This is a genomic window from Streptomyces avermitilis MA-4680 = NBRC 14893 (genome assembly GCF_000009765.2).
Lineage (GTDB): Bacteria > Actinomycetota > Actinomycetes > Streptomycetales > Streptomycetaceae > Streptomyces > Streptomyces avermitilis.
The window spans coordinates 935,839-952,499 of record NC_003155.5 but is presented as its reverse complement, the minus strand read 5'-3'; the positions used below and the strand labels follow the sequence as shown (position 1 = coordinate 952,499).

Sequence of the window (16,661 nt, the reverse complement as noted above, 5' to 3'; positions counted from 1 at the left end):
CGACGGCGGCCTCACGGAAGGGCTACGGCAAGATCCCTGCCGCGCCATTGTTCAGCGAGATGGCCGGTGCCCTGCTGCTGTCACGCGCCGTCGCCGATGCCGACCCCGCCCCCACCGACTAAATCCTCGACACCGCCCGCACCGACCTGCGCAGCCGCACCAGTACCGCGTAAGGCCGCGATAGGTGGTCTCCTCGCGGTGTTTCATCCCTGAATGGGCGATGGGCGATGGGCGTGGACGTCAGGATCCGTCGGTGCTTCCAGCGCCCAGCGTTTCGGGGCCGGAGTGTATGCCCTCGGTTGAGCTGGTCCTCTGCGGGGGCTTCGGAGTCCCACCGGATTACTGCCCGGCGTCGACCAGTTCCTTGTCCTTGACTGCAGCGTCGAACAGTGCGGCGGCTGCCGCGCGGGCGGTCGTCGCTGCGGACGGGTCGCGGTCCATCCGCGCCGAAATCCCCGCGCCGTCGTACAGAAGGTGCAGCTGCCGCGCCAGGCCCTCGGCGTCGGCGACGCCGGCCTCCCGGGCCAGATCCGTGAACATGGTCCGCACCCACAGCCGGTACCGGTCGGCGGCGCCCTCCACCGGGCTGCCGGGCCGTACCTCCGCGCTGGCCGTCATGTGCGCACAGCCGTTGAAGCCGGGCTCGGTGAACAGCTGGCCCTGCCCGTCGAAGACGCCGAGCAGCCGCTGGCGCCCGACTACTCCGCCATGCTGGGCGCCCGTGCCCTCCTCGGCATCGGCATCGGCGGCTTCTGGGCCATCGCGGTAGGGGTCGGCACCCGCCTGGTTCCCGAGCAGCTCGCGCCACGGGCCACCGCCCTCATCTTCGGCGGCATCTCCATCGGGCACCGTCGTGGGCGTACCCGCGGGCCCGCTCCTGGGCCACCAGTTCGGCTGGCGCGGCCTTCTTCATCGTGGCCGGGCTCGGCCTGATCCCGGTGATCCTCCAGGCACTCTTCCTGCCCCGCCTCCCGGTCACCAAGGCCGTCACCCTGCGCTCCCTGGGCGTCCTGCTCAAGAGCGGCCGTGCGCGCGTCGCGCTCGTGATGACCTTGCTGACCATCACGGCGCAGTTCGCCGCTTACACCTTCGTGGCGCCCTTCCTGCAGCAGCAGACCGGAGCCGGCCCCACCCTGATCAGCACGCTGCTGCTGGTCTTCGCCGCAGCCGGAATCCTGGGCAATTTCGCCGCCGCGTCGGCGCTCACCAAGGCATTGCGGCCCACGGTGCCGGCCGTGCTGGCGCTCCTCGCCGTGTCGCAACTGCTCATGCCCCTCTTCGGGACGTGGACAGTCGGGGCGTTCCTCGTCCTCGCCCTGTGGGGCCTGGCCTACGGCGCAGTGCCGGTCGCGCTGCAGACCTGGCTCTTCCATGCCGGCGGACCGGCTGGTCGGGGCGCTCGAGGGGGTGGACCTCGACGTGCCGGTCTGGGCGCCGCGCGGAAAGCAGAACAAGGAGTTCTGGTCGCGCTGGGCGCTCTTCGAGGCGGCCGTACACCGGGGTGACGTCTTCCTGATGGCCGGCCTGCCGTTCGAGCTGGACACGGAAGTCGCCTTGCACCTCGTGGACGCCTTCCTGAGCGCCTGTGGGGATCCCGATGCCAGGAAGTTCCTTTCCCCGCTGTTCTCCGAGGTGCCGCGCGGAGGCCAGACGCTGTGCTTCCGGTCGGCGGAGGAGCCGGCGGGCGGGTTCTCCAGTTGGCTGATCACCTGTGCGCCGGACGGCGTGCAGGTCACCCGGAATCTCCCGACCACCAGCGTGGCCGATGCCACCGTGGTCGCCGCGCCCTCGGACCTGCTGCTGGTGGTCAAGGGCCGGCTGCGGCCGGAGAAGCCGCGCATGACGGTCCTGGGCAGCCGCCCGCTACTGGATCTCTGGCTCAGTCACGCCATCGCCTGACCGCACGGCGGGTTCCGCCCGCGCGCAGCCAGGGTGCCCGGATCTGCTCGTTCATCTCGGCAGCAGACCGCATGGAACCAGGGGGTACGGAACCAGGGGCACGGAATTGGGGGGCACGGAATTGGGGCTCGACGTCCCGGCCTGCGGCCTCCCGCTCCAACTGGCTTAGAGGACCGTTCAGTTGGTTGAAGATGCCGTCCTTTTGCCAGGCGGCGAAGTGCCCGTAGACGGTTTCCCGCGGCGCGAAGTCGCGCGGCAGGTGGCGCCAGGGGATCCCGGTCCGGTCGACATACAGGATGGCGTCCATGAGCCCGCGCGGGTCGTGCTGCGGCGGACGACCGATATCGAGGCCGCCCTGACCGCCTGGCGGGCGGAACGCAGGGGCAAGGGGGGGCAAAACACTCTTTCCGCACCTGGTGTTCAAAGGTCGACCGTGTTGATCTCTGTTGTTAGTGACGGATTTCCAGGGTGATGGCTGCCCCGGTGACGAGGGCGCGGGTCGTGTCGAGCGGGGGCCGTCGAATAATCCCGTGCCGTGTCGTCGGTGGAGGTGCAGACTCGCTCCATGGCGGAGATGCGGGCGTTCCGGGACGCGGTCAGTGGCTGGGCGACCGGCGGTCCCGAGGGGCCGGCGAGTGATCTGGCTGTGCGGCTGGGCGTGCGGACGGCGGTGCTGCTGGAAGGACTGAGTGACCTCGCGGCCGTTGAGGCGCTGGCCGCCCGGCGTGGCCGGGACCTGGCCGCCGAAGGGGTGTGCGTCGTGCCGATGGGCGGGGCGATGAGCGTCGGCCGCTACGCCGGCCTCCTCGGTCCGCCCGGCCTCGGCCTGCGCCTGACAGGACTGTGCGACGAGGGCGAACAGCGCTTCTACGACCGGGGCCTGAAGCGGGCACGGGCGCCGCGCCGGGGCTTCTTCGTGTGCGTGACGGACCTGGAGGACGAGCTCATCCGCGCGCTGGGCACGGCAAGGGTCGAGGAGATCCTCCGGGCCGAGGGCGACTTTCGTTCCTGGCAGACCTTCATGCGCCAGCCCGCACACCACGGTCGGCCCCGGCAGCAGCAGTTGCGGCGCTTCCTCGGCACGAAGAGAGGCCGCAAGATCCGCTACGGCCGCCTCCTCGTCGAGGCCCTCGACCCCGAACAGGTACCGGCCCCGCTCGACGATCTCCTCGCGAGCCTGTGACTTGGTGGACGAGGGCGATGTTGTGACGTCAGCGGTTGAGCGCGGATTGTTAATGAGTTGACCGGGTGGCGCCGTCTGGGCAGGCTCCAGCCACGACCTGGATGAAAGCCTTCTTGCTGTCAGTCAGTAGATCGGAGATGCCGAGGGATGACTTCCCACCTCCACGCGCTCTGCTTCGATGCGAACGACCCGCTCCGTCTCGCGCGCTTCTGGGCGGGCGTCCTGGGCTGGGAGATGGCCGACGACTCCTACGACGGCATCGCGCTCCTGCCGAGCGACGACACTGGGTTCCGGATCCGGTTTCTTTCGACCCGGGAGCAGAAGACAGGCCAGAACCAGATGCACTTCGATCTGACGAGCACGTCCCTTGATGACCAGCAGCAGGTTGTGGAGAGGTCGCTCGGACTCGGCGCCCGGCACATCGACATCGGCCAACGCCCGGAGGAGGGTCATGTGGTGCTCGCCGACCCCGAAGGCAATGAGTTCTGCGTCATCGAGCCGGGCAACAACTTCCTTGCTGACTGCGGATTCATCGGAGCGCTTGCGTGCGACGGTTCGCAGGACGCCGGGTACTTCTGGAGCCAAGCGCTGGGCTGGCCGCTGGTCTGGGACCAGGACCAGGAGACCGCGATCCGCTCGCCGCACGGCGGTCCGAAGATCACGTGGGGCGGCCCGCCACTGATGCCGAAGACCGGGAAGAGCCGGCTGCATTTCGACCTCGCTCCACCTGTCCAGGGTGATCAGCAAGCGGAGGTCGACCGTCTCGTCTCCCTCGGGGCGACTCGAATCGACATCGGTCAGGGCGAGGTCAGCTGGGTGGTGATGGCCGATCCCGACGGCCATGAGTTCTGTGTGTCGACGCCCCGATAACGCGACCGACCTGGGTGGCCGGCGACGCTCCTCACGGCGACGCTCCTCACGGTGGCGTGAGCGCAGCGGAAGCGCCGCGCACCGACGGCGGCTCCGGCCGCCGTCGGATCAGGCCGCCCTCTGCCGCCGGGCCGCCAGTACCGCGTAAACGATGACCCCCGCGAACAGGAACAGCACGCCCTGGTACACCGCCGCGTACCCGGCGCCCGCGACGAGCCACATCGAGAAGGCGGCCGCGACCGCCGTGACCACGGCGTCCCGTACCAGCCGCGTCCGGTCGACCAGCTCCCGCCGCCCCGAGAGGAGGTGGAAGATCTGCGCGGCGGTGGCCAGCAGGTACGGCACGGTCGCGGTGAACGTGGTGACGAGGACCAGGATCTCGAAGACCTTGGCCGAGCCCGACGTGTAGTTGTAGACGGTGAGCAGCGAGGCGAGGACGACGGTGACGCCGACGCCGACGGTCGGTACGCCCCGCCGCCGTCGCGCGAAGGCGGCGGGGAACAAGCCGTCCCGCGCCGCCGCGTACGGGGTCTGGGCGCTCAGCAGCGTCCAGCCGTTGAGGCAGCCGGTCATCGACACGAGCGCGGCGAGCGCTACGGCCCAGCCGCCCCAGGTGCCGCCGAACATGGCGTTCACGGCGTCCGAGAAGGGCGCGGTGGACTGCACCAGGCGGTCGTGCGCGACCGTGCCGAAGACGGACAGCGTGCCCAGCAGATAGACGAGCGCCGCGCCCGTGGTGCCGATGATGGTGGCTCGTCCCACATTGCGCCGGGCGTTCTTGACCTCTCCCGCGCTGACGGCGGCGGACTCCACGCCGAGGTAGGAGAAGAGCAGGAGCGCGGCACAGGCGGACACCGCGCCGGGCACGCTGCCGCCGCTCGCGTGGAACGGGCCGAGGTTGTCCGGGTCGAAGAAGAACAGCCCGCCGACCGCGACGAGCAGCAGCGGCACGAACTTCAGCACGGTGGAGACGATCTGGACGGCGCCCACGTAGCGGGTGCCCGCGAAGTTGGCGAGCGCGGGCAGCCACTGCAGGGTGAGCGCGGCCAGGCAGGCGGTCCAGCGGTGGTCGTTCACCGGGATCAGCACGTCGAGGTAGCCGACGGCGGCGACGGCGAGCGCCGCGTTCGACACCCAGGTGGTGATCCAGTACGCCCAGGCGGCGAGGAAGCCGGCGAAGTCACCGAAGGCCTCGCGGGCGTAGACGTAGGGCCCGCCGGTGCGCGGGTCACGTTCGGCGAGCCGGCCGAAGACCAGAGCGAGGGCGATGGCGCCGACGGTCAGGACGCCGAAGGCGACCAGGCTGACCGTGCCGTACGGTGCGACGGAGGCCGGGAGCAGGAAGATTCCGCCGCCGATGATGTTGCCCATGACCAGGGCGGTGGCGACGGGTAGCCCGAAGCGGCGGGTGTGCCTGCTAGTGGCGCCGGTGGAGTCTTCGGCCGGTGTGGGGGCCGCGACGGTCTCCTGGGGGGCCGGAGCCGACTGTGGGACGGTTCCGGTGACGTGCATGGGGTCGTGCGCCTCTCATCGAACTGATGCCCGGGACCGCCGGGACGGGGCCCATGGTCGGGCATGGTCCGCCGCGACTCCAAATCGCACACTTTCGTCCTGTATAGCCCCGCCCAGCACCGTAAAAGGTGCGCCGCCGCGGGCCTTGAGCCGGGAATCGTTCAGCGGCGCCTGGGGTTAGCCGTAGCGGTGGATGGGGGGCGGCACGCAGACGCCGGCCGTACCGCACCTGTACGGCGCCCGCGCTGGGGGGCAGGTGCTCACGCCTTCAAGGCCAGCACGATGGCGGCGCCTATGCCGCCGAGGAACAGGGCCACGGCGGCCGGCCCCCATCCTCCGTGGCGCCAGCGGAACGGGCGGTCGAGCGACAGGAGGCCGGGGCCCACGGCGGCGATGGCGATGGCGGCCACCGCCAGGCACAGCGGATACTCCAAGCCGCCCTTCTCTGCCCACAGGCCCTTTGGTGCCGTCGTGGCCATGGCGTTGATCATCACTCCGACCACGGCCGCCGCGGCCAGCGGCGTGAGCAGGCCGACGGCCAGACCGAGGCCGCCGAGGAACTCCGAAGCGCCGGCGAGGCCGGCGAAGAAGTCCCCGGGACGGTAGCCCATGTCCGCGAAACCCTTGCCGGTCGCGCTGAGCCCTGGGCCGCCGAAGATTCCGAAGAGTTTCTGGGCGCCATGGCCGGCCAGCAGCAGACCCACGGCGAGTCGGAGCAGAAGGATGCCGGCGTCGGCGGCGGAAAAGGATGTCGGGGTGGTAGCCGTATCACGTGGACCGGAAGTGGCCCGGAGTCGCTGAGCGGTCACTCGCATGATGGGTTCGCTTTCTGCACCGAATGCCCGGTCGGTGTCGTGGGCTCCGCCCGCGACCAGGGCGCGGTGCCAACGATGACCTGCCGCGCGCCGGAAAGTGGCGGGTTGGGGTACACGCGGTCAGGCTCTGGGGGGCGAGGTGCGCGGATTCTCCTCTTGATGCGGGGGGCCGGCCTTCGGCCCGCTCAAGGGCGATGATTCTCTCTTTTGCCGGGCCAGAAAAGGGGCAAACCGGGATAGTGATCCATTTTCCGCATATCCCCATGTAGGGGTAGGGCGCCGTCCTAGTCGGTGAGGCCCAGCGCCCCCGCTGCCTGGATCGCCAGCCAGACCTCGGCCAGGGCCCCCGTCGACGTCAGGTCACGGTGGGCGAGCGTGCCGAAGCGGCGCAGCCGGTAGGCGAGGGTGTTCGGGTGGATGTGGAGCGCCGCCGCGGCCGTCTCGGTACGGCGGTCGCGCTCCATCCAGGTGCGGGCGGAGACCAGCAACTGCGAGTCGTGGGTCTCGTCGTAGCGCAGGACCTCGCCGAGCACATGCTCGACCAGTGCGGTCAGGACAGCGGGGTCGTCGGGCAGCCACCGGCCCGTCGAGTCGTCGCCGTACCGGACGACGGGACGGCCCGACTCCACGGCCTTGGAGACCGCCCAGAGTGCCTCGCGCTGGGCGACCTTCAGTGCGGCGCCCGGCAGGAAGGGGCGGCTCATCCCGGCTGCCACGACCGGCAGCTCACCGACGGCCACCGCCAGCTCCGGCGCCCCCAGGACGTAGCGGTCCTCGCCCCAGGTGAGCAGCAGATGGGGATGGTCCTCCAGACAGCGCAGCAGCGCCTCGTCGGTGGTGTGGCGCACCACGAGGAGCACGGTGTCGCCCTCGATCGCGTGCCGGGCGAGCCGGCGGCGCGCCGTCTCCGGGTCGAGCACCTCCTGCAACAGCTCGGCCAGCGTCTCCGCGCCCTCGCGGCGCAGCGTCTCGCGCTCGTTGCGCACCATCGCCAGCCGCAGCGCCGCCACGGTGGCGATGTGCTGGACGACGGCGAGCCCCGCGGGCTGGGCGCCCTGACGCTCGTACGCGACGAGAAAGCCCGCGGGGCCGCCGGGCGCGGGCACCGGGAGGACGAATCCGCCGGGGACGGTCGGCGGAGCGTCGACGGAAGCGGGCAGGACACCGGGATCCGGTGTGGGAACGCCGGGCAGGAGCGGGCGTCCCTGCGGTGTGCAGAGGTAGACGTCGTAACCCGACAGGGCTTCGAGGCGGCGCAGAAGTGCGGGCGTGTCGAGGTTCTCGGCGACCAGCCAGCGCAGCGAGCCGAAGACCTGGAGCTGCGCGCCCAGCCGGTGCCGGGCGTCCTCCTGGACCGAGGCCGCGACCTCCTGGGCGACAGCGATGAACGGGACGGCGAGCGGCACTTCGAGGACCGGGAAGCCCCGCTCCTCCGCCGCCCGGAAGAACGCGTCGTGGAGCGGGGGCATGTGCAGCTGCGCGGAGAGCGCGAGAGCGGATACGCCGGCGTCGTCCAGCCGCTCCAGATAGGCGCGCTGTCCGGCCGCGGTACGGGGGACCGCCAGACCTGTCGTCATGATCACCTCGGCGCCCAGGAGCCAGGGCGTCGGATCGGCGAGCTCGCTGGCGTGCGCCCAGGACACGGACCGGCCCAGACCGTCGCTGCCGGCCTTCACGGAGAGCTGGAGTGCCGGGAAGGAGAGCAGATCTTCGACAGTGAGTTTGTTTCTGGCCACATAAGACAGCGTACGGCTCTGTGATTGGCACAATTGTCGCTGGACATGCGAGGGCCACACACTGTGGAACCGTGCCCATGCATGAACGGAAGGTGGAGCGCCCGTGACGACCTCGATCACCGAAATCGAGACCTATGGTGTCGAGCGGATCCCGGACGAGGACCGCACGGCCCGCCCGATCGATCTGTTCCGCCTCGCCTTCGGCGGCGCCAACACCTTCGCGACCTGTGTGCTGGGCGCCTTCCCGATCCTCTTCGGCCTCTCCTTCTGGCAGGGACTCGCGGCGACCGTCCTCGGCCTCGTCGCGGGTGCGCTGCTGCTGGCCCCGATGGCCCTGTTCGGCCCCGCCAACGGTACGAACAACGCCGTCTCCTCCTCCGCGCACCTGGGCGTGCACGGCCGGGTCGTCGGCTCGTTCCTCTCCCTGCTCACCGCCATCGCGTTCTTCTCGATCTCGGTGTGGTCCTCGGGCGACGCGCTCGTCGGCGGCGCACACCGGCTCGTCGACGTCCCCGAGTCGGACGTCACCTACGGCATCGCGTACGCGATCTTCGCCGGGCTCGTACTGGCCGTCTGCATCTACGGTTTCCGGTTCATGCTGCTGGTCAACAAGATCGCGGTGCTGGCGGCGTCGGCCCTCTTCGTGCTCGGTGCCTTCGCCTTCGCGGGCGACTTCGACCCCGGTTACGCGGGAGCCTTCGCCTCCACCGCCGACCCGCTGTTCTGGCCGTCGTTCATCGGCGCCGCGCTGATCGTGCTCTCCAACCCGGTCTCCTTCGGCGCGTTCCTCGGTGACTGGTCCCGCTACATTCCGGCCGGGTCCCCGCGCCGCCGGGTGATGGGAGCCGCGTTCCTCGCCCAGATCGCCACCCTGCTGCCGTTCCTCTTCGGCCTGGCCACCGCGTCGATCATCGCGTCGAAGGCCGCGAAGTACGTCGACCCGGCCGCCCCCAACTACGTGGGCGGACTCCTCGCGATCTCGCCCGGCTGGTACTTCCTGCCGCTCTGTCTGATCGCCCTGATCGGCGGCCTCTCCACCGGCACGACGGCCCTGTACGGCACGGGTCTCGACTTCTCCAGCGTCTTCACGCGCTTCAGCCGCGTCCAGGCCACCTTCTTCATCGGCGCCCTGTCCATCGCGTTCATCTTCGTCGGCCGCTTCGCGCTGAACCTCGCGCAGTCCATCTCCACCTTCGCCACGCTGATCATCACCTGCACCGCACCGTGGATGATCGTCATGGCGCTCGGCTATGTCACCCGGCGCGGCTGGTACGACGCGGAGGCGCTGCAGGTCTTCAACCGCCGCCAGCGCGGCGGCCGCTACTGGTTCACGCACGGCTGGAACTGGCGCGGCATGTCCACCTGGCTCGTCTCCGCCGTCGTGGCGCTCCTCTTCACCAACCTGCCCGGCCAGTTCGTCGGCCCGCTCGGCAACCTCGCGAACGGCGCGGACATCTCGCTGCCGGTCGGCCTCGCCCTCGCGACCGTGCTCTACCTCGCCCTGCTCGCCCTGTTCCCCGAGCCGCGCGCCGTGTACGGACCGGCCGGCCCCCGCTTCGTCCGGGCGTCGGACGCCGCGGTGCCGCCGATCACCGGTGGCACCGAGGAGCCCGTCACCGAGCCCGCCGCGGCCCACTGAGCCCTCGCCGACACCCCCGCAACCGAACGCCGGGCGTTCCGGCCCCGCCCGTCGAACGCCCGTGACCAGGAGCTGTGCATGAGCACCACCACCGTCCGGGAAATCCAGGACGCCGCGGACGCGCTCGTCGCCGCCTTCGCCGAGGGCCGCCTCGACGACTACTTCGGCGCCTTCGCCCCGGACGCGACCTTCGTCTTCCACACCACCCCGGAGCGCCTCGGCTCCACGGCCGAGTACCGCGCGCTCTGGCAGCAGTGGGTGGAGCAGGACGGCTTCCGCATCCTCGGCTGCACCTCGTCCGCACAGCTGATCCAGCACTTCGGCGACACGGCCGTCTTCAGCCACGACGTGGAGACCCGGGTCGCCACCGACGCCGGCGAGGAGACGGTCCACGAGCGGGAGACCATCGTCTTCGCCCGCGCCGACGACGGCCGCTGGACCGCAGTCCACGAGCACCTGTCCGCCCGTACCGCCGCCTGACCAGGAGAGACGTTCCATGAGCAGCACGTTCCGCAACTACATCGACGGTGCATTCGCGGACGCCTCGGACGGCCGCACGCTCGATGTGGTGGACCCCACCACCGGTGACGTCTACGCGACCTCCCCGCTCTCCGGGGCGGCGGACGTCGACGCGGCGATGGCGGCCGCCGCCGCGGCGTTCCCCGTCTGGCGCGACGCCACGCCCTCCGTGCGGCAGCGCACGCTGCTGAAGATCGCCGACGCCATGGAGGCACGGGCCGACGAGCTGGTCGCCGCGGAGAGCCGCGACACCGGCAAGCCGCTCCACCTCACCCGCAGCGAGGAACTCGCCCCCGCCATCGACCAGGTCCGCTTCTTCGCGGGCGCGGCGCGGATGCTCGAAGGCCGATCGGCCGGCGAGTACATGGAGGGCATGACCTCGATCATCCGCCGCGAACCGGTCGGGGTGTGCGCACAGGTCGCGCCGTGGAACTACCCCCTGCTGATGGCGGTGTGGAAGTTCGCCCCGGCGCTCGCGGCGGGCAACGCGGTGGTCCTCAAGCCCTCGGACACCACCCCGGCCTCCACCGTGCTGATCGCCGAGATCATCGGCGGTGTCCTGGAGGAGCTGGGCCTGCCCCGCGGAATCTTCAACGTGGTCTGCGGCGACCGTGAGACCGGCCGCCTGATGGTGGAGCACCCGACCCCGGCGATGGCCTCCATCACCGGTTCGGTACGCGCCGGCATCCAGGTCGCCCAGAGCGCGGCCAAGGACGTCAAGCGGGTCCACCTGGAGCTCGGCGGCAAGGCCCCGGCGGTGGTCTTCGAGGACGCCGACCTGGCGAAGGCGGTCGAGGACCTCGTGGTCGGCGGCTTCTTCAACGCCGGTCAGGACTGCACGGCGGCGACCCGCGTCCTGGTCCACGAGTCGGTCCACGACGAGTTCGTCGCCGCCCTCGCCAAGGCCGCGGCCGACACGAAGACCGGGCAGCCGGACGACGAGGACGTGCTGTACGGACCGCTCAACAACGCGGGCCAGCTCGCCCAGGTCAGCGGCTTCATCGAGCGCCTACCCGAGCACGCGACGATCGAGGCGGGCGGCCACCGGGTCGGCGAGAAGGGCTACTTCTACGCCCCGACCGTGGTCTCCGGCCTGCGGCAGGACGACGAGATCGTCCAGAACGAGGTCTTCGGCCCGGTCATGACCGTCCAGTCGTTCACGGACGAGGCCCAGGCCGTGCAGTACGCCAACGGCGTCGACTACGCACTGGCCTCCTCGGTGTGGACCAAGGACCACGCACGGGCGATGCGGATGTCGAAGAACCTCGACTTCGGCTGCGTATGGATCAACACCCACATGGCACTCGTCGCCGAGATGCCGCACGGCGGGTTCAAGAAGTCCGGCTACGGCAAGGACCTCTCCGCGTACGGCTTCGAGGACTACACCCGGATCAAGCACGTCATGACATCGCTCTGACATCCGGGAACCCGTCGCCCGCCCCGGCCCCGCGCCGGGGCGGGCGACGGGTTCCACGGCGGCGTCCGGTACGCCGCCCCACGTCCCCCGCGCGCCTTCTGCACCGCAACGTGAACGGTGCACCACGGGAGCTGTCGCCGCCGCCGCTGCCGTTGCCGCTGTGCGGGAGGGGAGACGCACGTCACATTCGTTCGTTCCTGCGTTCCTGTCACATCTTGCCGAGCTGTTCCGTCAGGGAGGTGTAACCACCAGCAAGGCATAGGAGTTCATCATGGACGCTCGCTTGAACCTCTTCGGCAACCCGGTCGGAGCCAAGTTCCTGAGGTACATCAACTCGGCAGGCAAGGCGGTCTCGGACTCGACGCTGCCGGCCGCGACGCAGGAACTGGTGAAGATCCGCGCCAGTCAGATCAATGGCTGCGGTTTCTGCACCGACATGCACACCAAAGACGCCACGCACGCCGGGGAGACCTCGACGCGCCTCAACCTGATCGCGGCCTGGCGGGAGGCCACGGTGTTCACCGACGCCGAGCGCGCTGCCCTGGAGCTGACGGAGCAGGGCACCCGCATCGCCGACGCGGCCGGCGGTGTCACGGACGAGGCTTGGGCGAATGCCGCCAAGCACTACGACGAGGACCAGCTCGCCGCCCTGGTGTCCCTCATCGCCCTCATCAACGCCTACAACCGCGTGAACGTCATCGTCCAGCAGCCCGCCGGCGACTACCAGCCCGGCCAGTTCGGATAACGAGGAGTACCTGGCCGGGACCGCCGGTGCCCTCCCGCACCAGCAACAGCACCAGCCCCGGGCACCCCTCGCCGGAGCCCGGGGCATTGCGCTGGTACGCCCGACGGTCCGACCGATCCACGCGAGTCGGGTGGCCTGGGGCGATGGGCCACATGGACGGCGACGGGCCACAGGCGGGAGGCGTGCGTCGGCAGCACCCTGGTGCCGCGTTCGAACGCGAACGGGGGCACATCCTCTGCGGGCCGACCAGCTGGCCTGCCCGATGCCCGATGCCCGCGCCCGTCGCCGTAGCCGTGACATGGAACGCGACGGACAGGGCGCCTGCGATGATCGGGACGGTGGCACACCCGGCTCAAGCCTTGCGCTGGGGGACAGGCGGAAGGAAGGCACCATGGCGATCGAGGCGGTTCCGGGCACCGCGGACCTGGTCCACGCGAGGATCCCCGACACCACAGCCGCAGGCATGGTCATCTTGCTCAACGGCACGTCCAGCTCCGGCAAGACCAGCATGGCCCGCGCACTCCTCGACATCCTGGACGGGACGTGGTTCCACATGCCAGTGGACGCGTTCCACGCCATGCGCTGCAAACGCGACATATCCGATGAGGAACTCCAGCCTGAGATCGACCGCACCGCCAAGGGGTTTCACCGCGCGGTCGCCGGTATGGCCGCGGGCGGCAACAACCTCGTCGTCGACTATCCGCTCAGCCGACGCTGGAGACTGCTGGACCTCCTCGACTTGCTCGTACCCGAAGACACAGTCCTGGTCGGGGTCCGCTGTCCGCTGCCCGAGCTGGAGCGCCGCGAGAGCGAGCGCGGTGACCGGCAGCCGGGACTGGCCGCGATGCAGTACGGCGCGGTGCACTCCCACGAGCTGCATGACCTCGACATCGACAGCAGCCTCCACACCCCGGCGGAATGCGCCCTTCGCATCCGTGACTTTCTGCCGGACCGGCCACGCCCCACCGCCTTCGAAACGCTCCGGCGGACATTGCGGAGGCCGCACCGCCCCACCGCGCACACGCCCGCAGAAGCCGGCCCCGACTGACGGGTGCGGCGGGGCAGACTCGGCGATCTCTGCTGTTCCTGTGCCGAGGACGGTCCGGGGAGATTCATGAGTCGGGACCGGCGGACATCCCTTCAGTAAATGCCTGAGTAGTTGACGGCTTCACTTGCGTCGGCGCCACGCTTGCGCAGCGCCTCGCGACAGCCGCGCTGGGCGGGGTGATCTGAGCGCGGCAACGTGGGCACACGCCGCGCCCCGCGGCGGCTCCCGACCTGCTCCGACTTGCTGTGGCCGCCGGTGCAGTCGGTGTCGCTGTGGCCGTGCGGGCCATCGAGTCTGGTGTGGCTTAACGGGGCAGGAGAGCAGCCAGGTGAGTGTCACTCCTCGGGCGGGCCCTGGCCACTCGGGATCACCAGTGCTAGAAAGGTCGCATGGCGAGCCGTTTCGCCCGTTTTCGACGTCTTTCGTCACGGTCACTGGTCAGCAGGAGCCCGCGCAGCGTAGCCGGGCAGGTGTTGGTCCTCCAGGTGGCTCTGGTAGTGCTGCTCGTGGCCTGCGGCGTGTTGGCCGTCGCCCTGCAGTCGAAGCGGGACACAGATGCCGAGGCCAAGCGCCGCTCCGTAGCCGTAGCGCAGACCTTCGCGCACTCTCCCGGTGTCCTGGCGGCGTTGCAGAGCCCCGACCCGACCAAGATTCTCCAGCCGCTCACGGAGGCGGGGCGCAAGGCCGCCGGCGTCGACTTCATCGTGGTCATGGACACCAAGGGCATCCGCTACACGCACCCCGTGCCGAGCCGAATCGGAAAGCGGTTCGTGGGCAACATCGGGCCGTCGCTGGAGGGGAAGGTCTACACGGAAAGCGTCAACGGCCCGCTCGGCCGCGAGGTACAGGCCACCGTCCCTGTCGAGAACACCAACGGCAAGGTGGTGGGCCTCGTCTCCGCCGGGCTGAAGGTCAAGAGCGTGACCAATCAGGTGGCCCGGCAACTACCGATCATCCTGGGTGCCGGAGCCGGGGCGCTCGCGGTGGCCACCGGCGGGACAGCGCTGATGGGCAGGCGGCTGCGACGGCAGACTCACAGCCTGGCCCCGGACGAGATGGCCCGCATGTACGAGCACCACGACGCGGTGCTGCACTCCGTGCGCGAAGGGGTGGTCATCGTCGCCGGCGACGGGCGGCTGGTGCTGGCGAACGACGAGGCCAGACGGCTGCTGGAGCTGCCCCCGGACGTCGAGGGACGGCTCGTGTCGGAGCTGTCGAGCCTCGACCCCGACACATTGGCGCTGCTCGTCTCGGGCCGCGAAGCCACCGACGAGGTGCACTTTGTCGGAGAACGGCTGCTGGCCGTCAACCAGCGGCCCACGGATCGCGACGGAGGCCCCAAGGGGACGGTGGTGACACTGCGCGACTCCACCGAGTTGCAGGCGGTGACCGGAAGGGCGGAGATCGCAGGGGAGCGGCTCAAGCTGCTGTACGACGCCGGACTCGGCATCGGCACCACCCTGGACGTGCTGCGCACCGCCGACGAGCTGGCACAGGTCGCCGTTCCTCGCTTCGCCGACTTCGTCACCGTGGACCTGGCCGACGCCGTGCTGCACGGCGAGGAGCCGGCCCCCACGGCAACGGACCTCCGCCGCACGGCCGTGTGCGGTATCCGGGACGACCATCCGCTCTACGAACTGGGTCAGCTGATCGACTTTCTGCCTTCCACGCCCCAGGCGCGCGGCTACGGCAGTGGCTACTCCGAGTTGGTGACCGACCTGTCGACCGCCACGGGCTGGCACGCGCAGGACCCGGAGCGCACCAAGGCGATCATCGACTACGGCATCCATTCCCTCATCGCCGCCCCGATCCAGGCCCGCGGCGTCGTGCTGGGCATGGCCAACTTCTGGCGCTCCAAGCAGCACGAGCCCTTCGTCGAGGAGGAGATGTCGCTGGCGGAGGAGCTGGTGGCCCGCGCCGCGGTCAGCATCGACAACGCTCGCCGCTATACCCGTGAACACGCCCTGGCGGTCACCCTTCAGCGCAGCTTGCTGCCCAGGGCCCTGCCCGAGGTGAGCGCCCTCGACGTCGGCTACCGCTACCTCCCCGCCCAGTCGGGCGTGAGCGGAGACTGGTTCGATGTGATTCCCCTGCCGGGGAGTCGGGTGGCGCTGGCCGTCGGCGATGTGGTCGGCCACGGCCTCCACGCAGCCGCCACGATGGGGCGGCTGAGGACCGCGGTGCACAACTTCTCCACACTCGATCTTCCCCCTGACGAGCTGCTGAGCCATGTGGACGACCTGGTCGGCCGCATCGACCAGGACGAGGCGGGTACGGAGAGTGCCGCGGGTGTCGTGGGCGCCACCTGCCTGTATACGATCTACGACCCCGTGACGCGCCGCTGCGTCATGGCGAGTGCGGGGCACCTGCCGCCCGCGCTCGTCCACCCCGACGGCACCGTCACCTTCGTGGACCTGCCGACCGGGCCTCCCCTCGGCCTCGGTGGCATGCCGTTCCTGACCGCCGAGCTGGACCTCCCGGAGGGCGCCGAGCTGGTCCTCTACACCGACGGCCTCATCGAGGACCGCAAGCGCGACCTGGACGTGGGAATGGAACTGCTGCGCGATGCGCTGGCGGGTCACCCTGACCGGCCGCCCGAGGAGAGCTGCCAGGCTGTGCTGGACGAGCTGCTGCCCGGGCGCCCCAAGGATGACGTCGCCCTCGTCATCGCCCGCACCCGGGGCCTGCCGGCCGACCGGATCGCCGACTGGGATGTGCCGCTCGACCCGGCCGCCGTCGCGGGGATGCGCGACGCCATGTCCCAAAAGCTCGACGAGTGGGGCCTGTCCGAGCTCGGCTTCAGCATGGAGCTCGTCCTGAGCGAGCTCATCACCAACGCCATCCGCTACGGTTCCGAGCCGATCCATGTGCGGCTGATCCGTGACCGTACGCTGACCTGCGAGGTTGCCGACGGCAGCAGCACATCGCCGCATCTGCGGTACGCCGCGACGATGGACGAGGGAGGTCGGGGCCTGTTTCTGGTGTCGCAGATGTCCGAGCGCTGGGGCACCCGGTACACCCCCCAGGGCAAGGTGATCTGGGCCGAACAGGCGCTGCCGGAGGTCATCGAGGAGCCTGGCGTGGCGTCGGCTGCTACGGACGCGGCCCTCTCGGGCGAAGGGGCAGCCGGCCCGGAAGCCTGGCGTGAAGACGGCTCGGCCTAGCCACGGCCCGGAGTGGGTGGTGGGGGCAGGGGGGGATCTTGGTGGGGCGGCTGCGAGGGTGGCTGGATAGTATTTGAGTATGGGTGGGCGGTTTGTCGGTTTGGATGTGCCGGG

Annotated in this window: 14 protein-coding genes and 1 pseudogene; 10 read left to right on the top strand and 5 right to left on the bottom strand. The window is 70.2% G+C overall.

Features of this window, described 5'->3' with window-relative positions; genetic code table 11:
- Positions 1-339: 339 nt before the first annotated feature.
- Positions 340-849 carry a hypothetical protein gene (locus SAVERM_RS04455; RefSeq protein WP_174514654.1) on the bottom strand — a complete coding sequence of 170 codons (510 nt, stop codon included), beginning with the start codon at positions 847-849 and terminating at the stop codon, positions 340-342.
- Between the two features lie 65 nt (positions 850-914).
- Here SAVERM_RS04455 and SAVERM_RS04450 point away from each other — a divergent pair, with 65 nt between their 5' ends.
- Together SAVERM_RS04450 and SAVERM_RS04445 are read left to right on the top strand one after the other, a co-directional pair.
- On the top strand, positions 915-1,505 hold the full coding sequence (locus SAVERM_RS04450; protein WP_010982236.1) for an MFS transporter: 591 nt from the start codon (positions 915-917) through the stop codon (positions 1,503-1,505).
- Positions 1,408-1,899 (top strand): hypothetical protein, encoded by a 492-nt coding sequence (locus tag SAVERM_RS04445; RefSeq protein ID WP_137865319.1) that lies wholly within the window; start codon positions 1,408-1,410, stop codon positions 1,897-1,899. Before SAVERM_RS04450 ends, SAVERM_RS04445 begins: the two co-directional genes overlap by 98 nt.
- Before the next feature lie 124 nt (positions 1,900-2,023).
- On the opposite strand, the pseudogene SAVERM_RS39715 reads toward SAVERM_RS04445, so the two are convergent.
- Positions 2,024-2,296: pseudogene (locus SAVERM_RS39715) on the bottom strand (transposase); the annotation flags it as partial.
- Positions 2,297-2,464: 168 nt separating this feature from the next.
- On the opposite strand from SAVERM_RS39715, the gene SAVERM_RS04440 reads away from it, so the two are divergent.
- Together SAVERM_RS04440 and SAVERM_RS04435 are read left to right on the top strand one after the other, a co-directional pair.
- Positions 2,465-3,082, top strand: coding sequence for a TOPRIM nucleotidyl transferase/hydrolase domain-containing protein (locus SAVERM_RS04440; protein WP_010982234.1), 618 nt, complete (start codon positions 2,465-2,467; stop codon positions 3,080-3,082).
- Positions 3,083-3,229: 147 nt separating this feature from the next.
- Positions 3,230-3,952, top strand: a complete 723-nt coding sequence (locus SAVERM_RS04435; RefSeq protein ID WP_010982233.1) for a VOC family protein — start codon at positions 3,230-3,232, stop codon at positions 3,950-3,952.
- A 108-nt stretch (positions 3,953-4,060) separates the two neighbouring features.
- On the opposite strand, the gene SAVERM_RS04430 is transcribed toward SAVERM_RS04435, so the two are convergent.
- The 3 genes from SAVERM_RS04430 to SAVERM_RS04420 all read right to left on the bottom strand — a co-directional run bounded on the left by SAVERM_RS04430 (position 4,061) and on the right by SAVERM_RS04420 (position 8,015).
- Positions 4,061-5,464 (bottom strand): amino acid permease, encoded by a 1,404-nt coding sequence (locus SAVERM_RS04430; protein WP_010982232.1) that lies wholly within the window; start codon positions 5,462-5,464, stop codon positions 4,061-4,063.
- 260 nt (positions 5,465-5,724) lie between these two features.
- On the bottom strand, positions 5,725-6,279 hold the full coding sequence (locus tag SAVERM_RS04425; protein ID WP_010982231.1) for a DoxX family protein: 555 nt from the start codon (positions 6,277-6,279) through the stop codon (positions 5,725-5,727).
- A gap of 284 nt (positions 6,280-6,563) precedes the next feature.
- A complete protein-coding gene (locus tag SAVERM_RS04420; protein ID WP_037650633.1) occupies positions 6,564-8,015 on the bottom strand; it encodes a PucR family transcriptional regulator in 1,452 nt (483 codons plus the stop codon).
- Positions 8,016-8,118: 103 nt separating this feature from the next.
- Between SAVERM_RS04420 and SAVERM_RS04415 the strand changes: the two genes are divergently transcribed.
- The 6 genes from SAVERM_RS04415 to SAVERM_RS04390 all read left to right on the top strand — a co-directional run bounded on the left by SAVERM_RS04415 (position 8,119) and on the right by SAVERM_RS04390 (position 16,547).
- Complete coding sequence (locus tag SAVERM_RS04415; protein ID WP_010982229.1) at positions 8,119-9,654, top strand: purine-cytosine permease family protein; 1,536 nt, start codon at positions 8,119-8,121, stop codon at positions 9,652-9,654.
- A 78-nt stretch (positions 9,655-9,732) separates the two neighbouring features.
- Positions 9,733-10,134: a nuclear transport factor 2 family protein gene (locus SAVERM_RS04410; RefSeq protein ID WP_010982228.1), complete on the top strand. Its 402-nt coding sequence runs from the start codon at positions 9,733-9,735 to the stop codon at positions 10,132-10,134.
- 16 nt (positions 10,135-10,150) lie between these two features.
- Positions 10,151-11,590 (top strand): gamma-aminobutyraldehyde dehydrogenase, encoded by a 1,440-nt coding sequence (locus SAVERM_RS04405; protein ID WP_010982227.1) that lies wholly within the window; start codon positions 10,151-10,153, stop codon positions 11,588-11,590.
- A 271-nt stretch (positions 11,591-11,861) separates the two neighbouring features.
- Entirely contained in the window at positions 11,862-12,335 is a 474-nt protein-coding gene (locus SAVERM_RS04400; RefSeq protein ID WP_010982226.1) for a carboxymuconolactone decarboxylase family protein, read from the top strand.
- A gap of 391 nt (positions 12,336-12,726) precedes the next feature.
- On the top strand, positions 12,727-13,383 hold the full coding sequence (locus tag SAVERM_RS04395; RefSeq protein ID WP_010982225.1) for a phosphotransferase-like protein: 657 nt from the start codon (positions 12,727-12,729) through the stop codon (positions 13,381-13,383).
- Between the two features lie 389 nt (positions 13,384-13,772).
- Entirely contained in the window at positions 13,773-16,547 is a 2,775-nt protein-coding gene (locus SAVERM_RS04390) for a SpoIIE family protein phosphatase (protein WP_010982224.1), read from the top strand.
- Positions 16,548-16,661 lie beyond the last annotated feature (114 nt).

Coding starts and splice junctions, on each gene's coding strand:
- SAVERM_RS04440 (WP_010982234.1), top strand. CDS start 2,465: ATGGCGGAGATGCGGGCGTTCCGGGACGCGGTCAGTGGCTGGGCGACC.
- SAVERM_RS04435 (WP_010982233.1), top strand. CDS start 3,230: ATGACTTCCCACCTCCACGCGCTCTGCTTCGATGCGAACGACCCGCTC.
- SAVERM_RS04430 (WP_010982232.1), bottom strand. CDS start 5,464: ATGCACGTCACCGGAACCGTCCCACAGTCGGCTCCGGCCCCCCAGGAG.
- SAVERM_RS04425 (WP_010982231.1), bottom strand. CDS start 6,279: ATGCGAGTGACCGCTCAGCGACTCCGGGCCACTTCCGGTCCACGTGAT.
- SAVERM_RS04410 (WP_010982228.1), top strand. CDS start 9,733: ATGAGCACCACCACCGTCCGGGAAATCCAGGACGCCGCGGACGCGCTC.
- SAVERM_RS04405 (WP_010982227.1), top strand. CDS start 10,151: ATGAGCAGCACGTTCCGCAACTACATCGACGGTGCATTCGCGGACGCC.
- SAVERM_RS04400 (WP_010982226.1), top strand. CDS start 11,862: ATGGACGCTCGCTTGAACCTCTTCGGCAACCCGGTCGGAGCCAAGTTC.
- SAVERM_RS04395 (WP_010982225.1), top strand. CDS start 12,727: ATGGCGATCGAGGCGGTTCCGGGCACCGCGGACCTGGTCCACGCGAGG.
- SAVERM_RS04390 (WP_010982224.1), top strand. CDS start 13,773: ATGGCGAGCCGTTTCGCCCGTTTTCGACGTCTTTCGTCACGGTCACTG.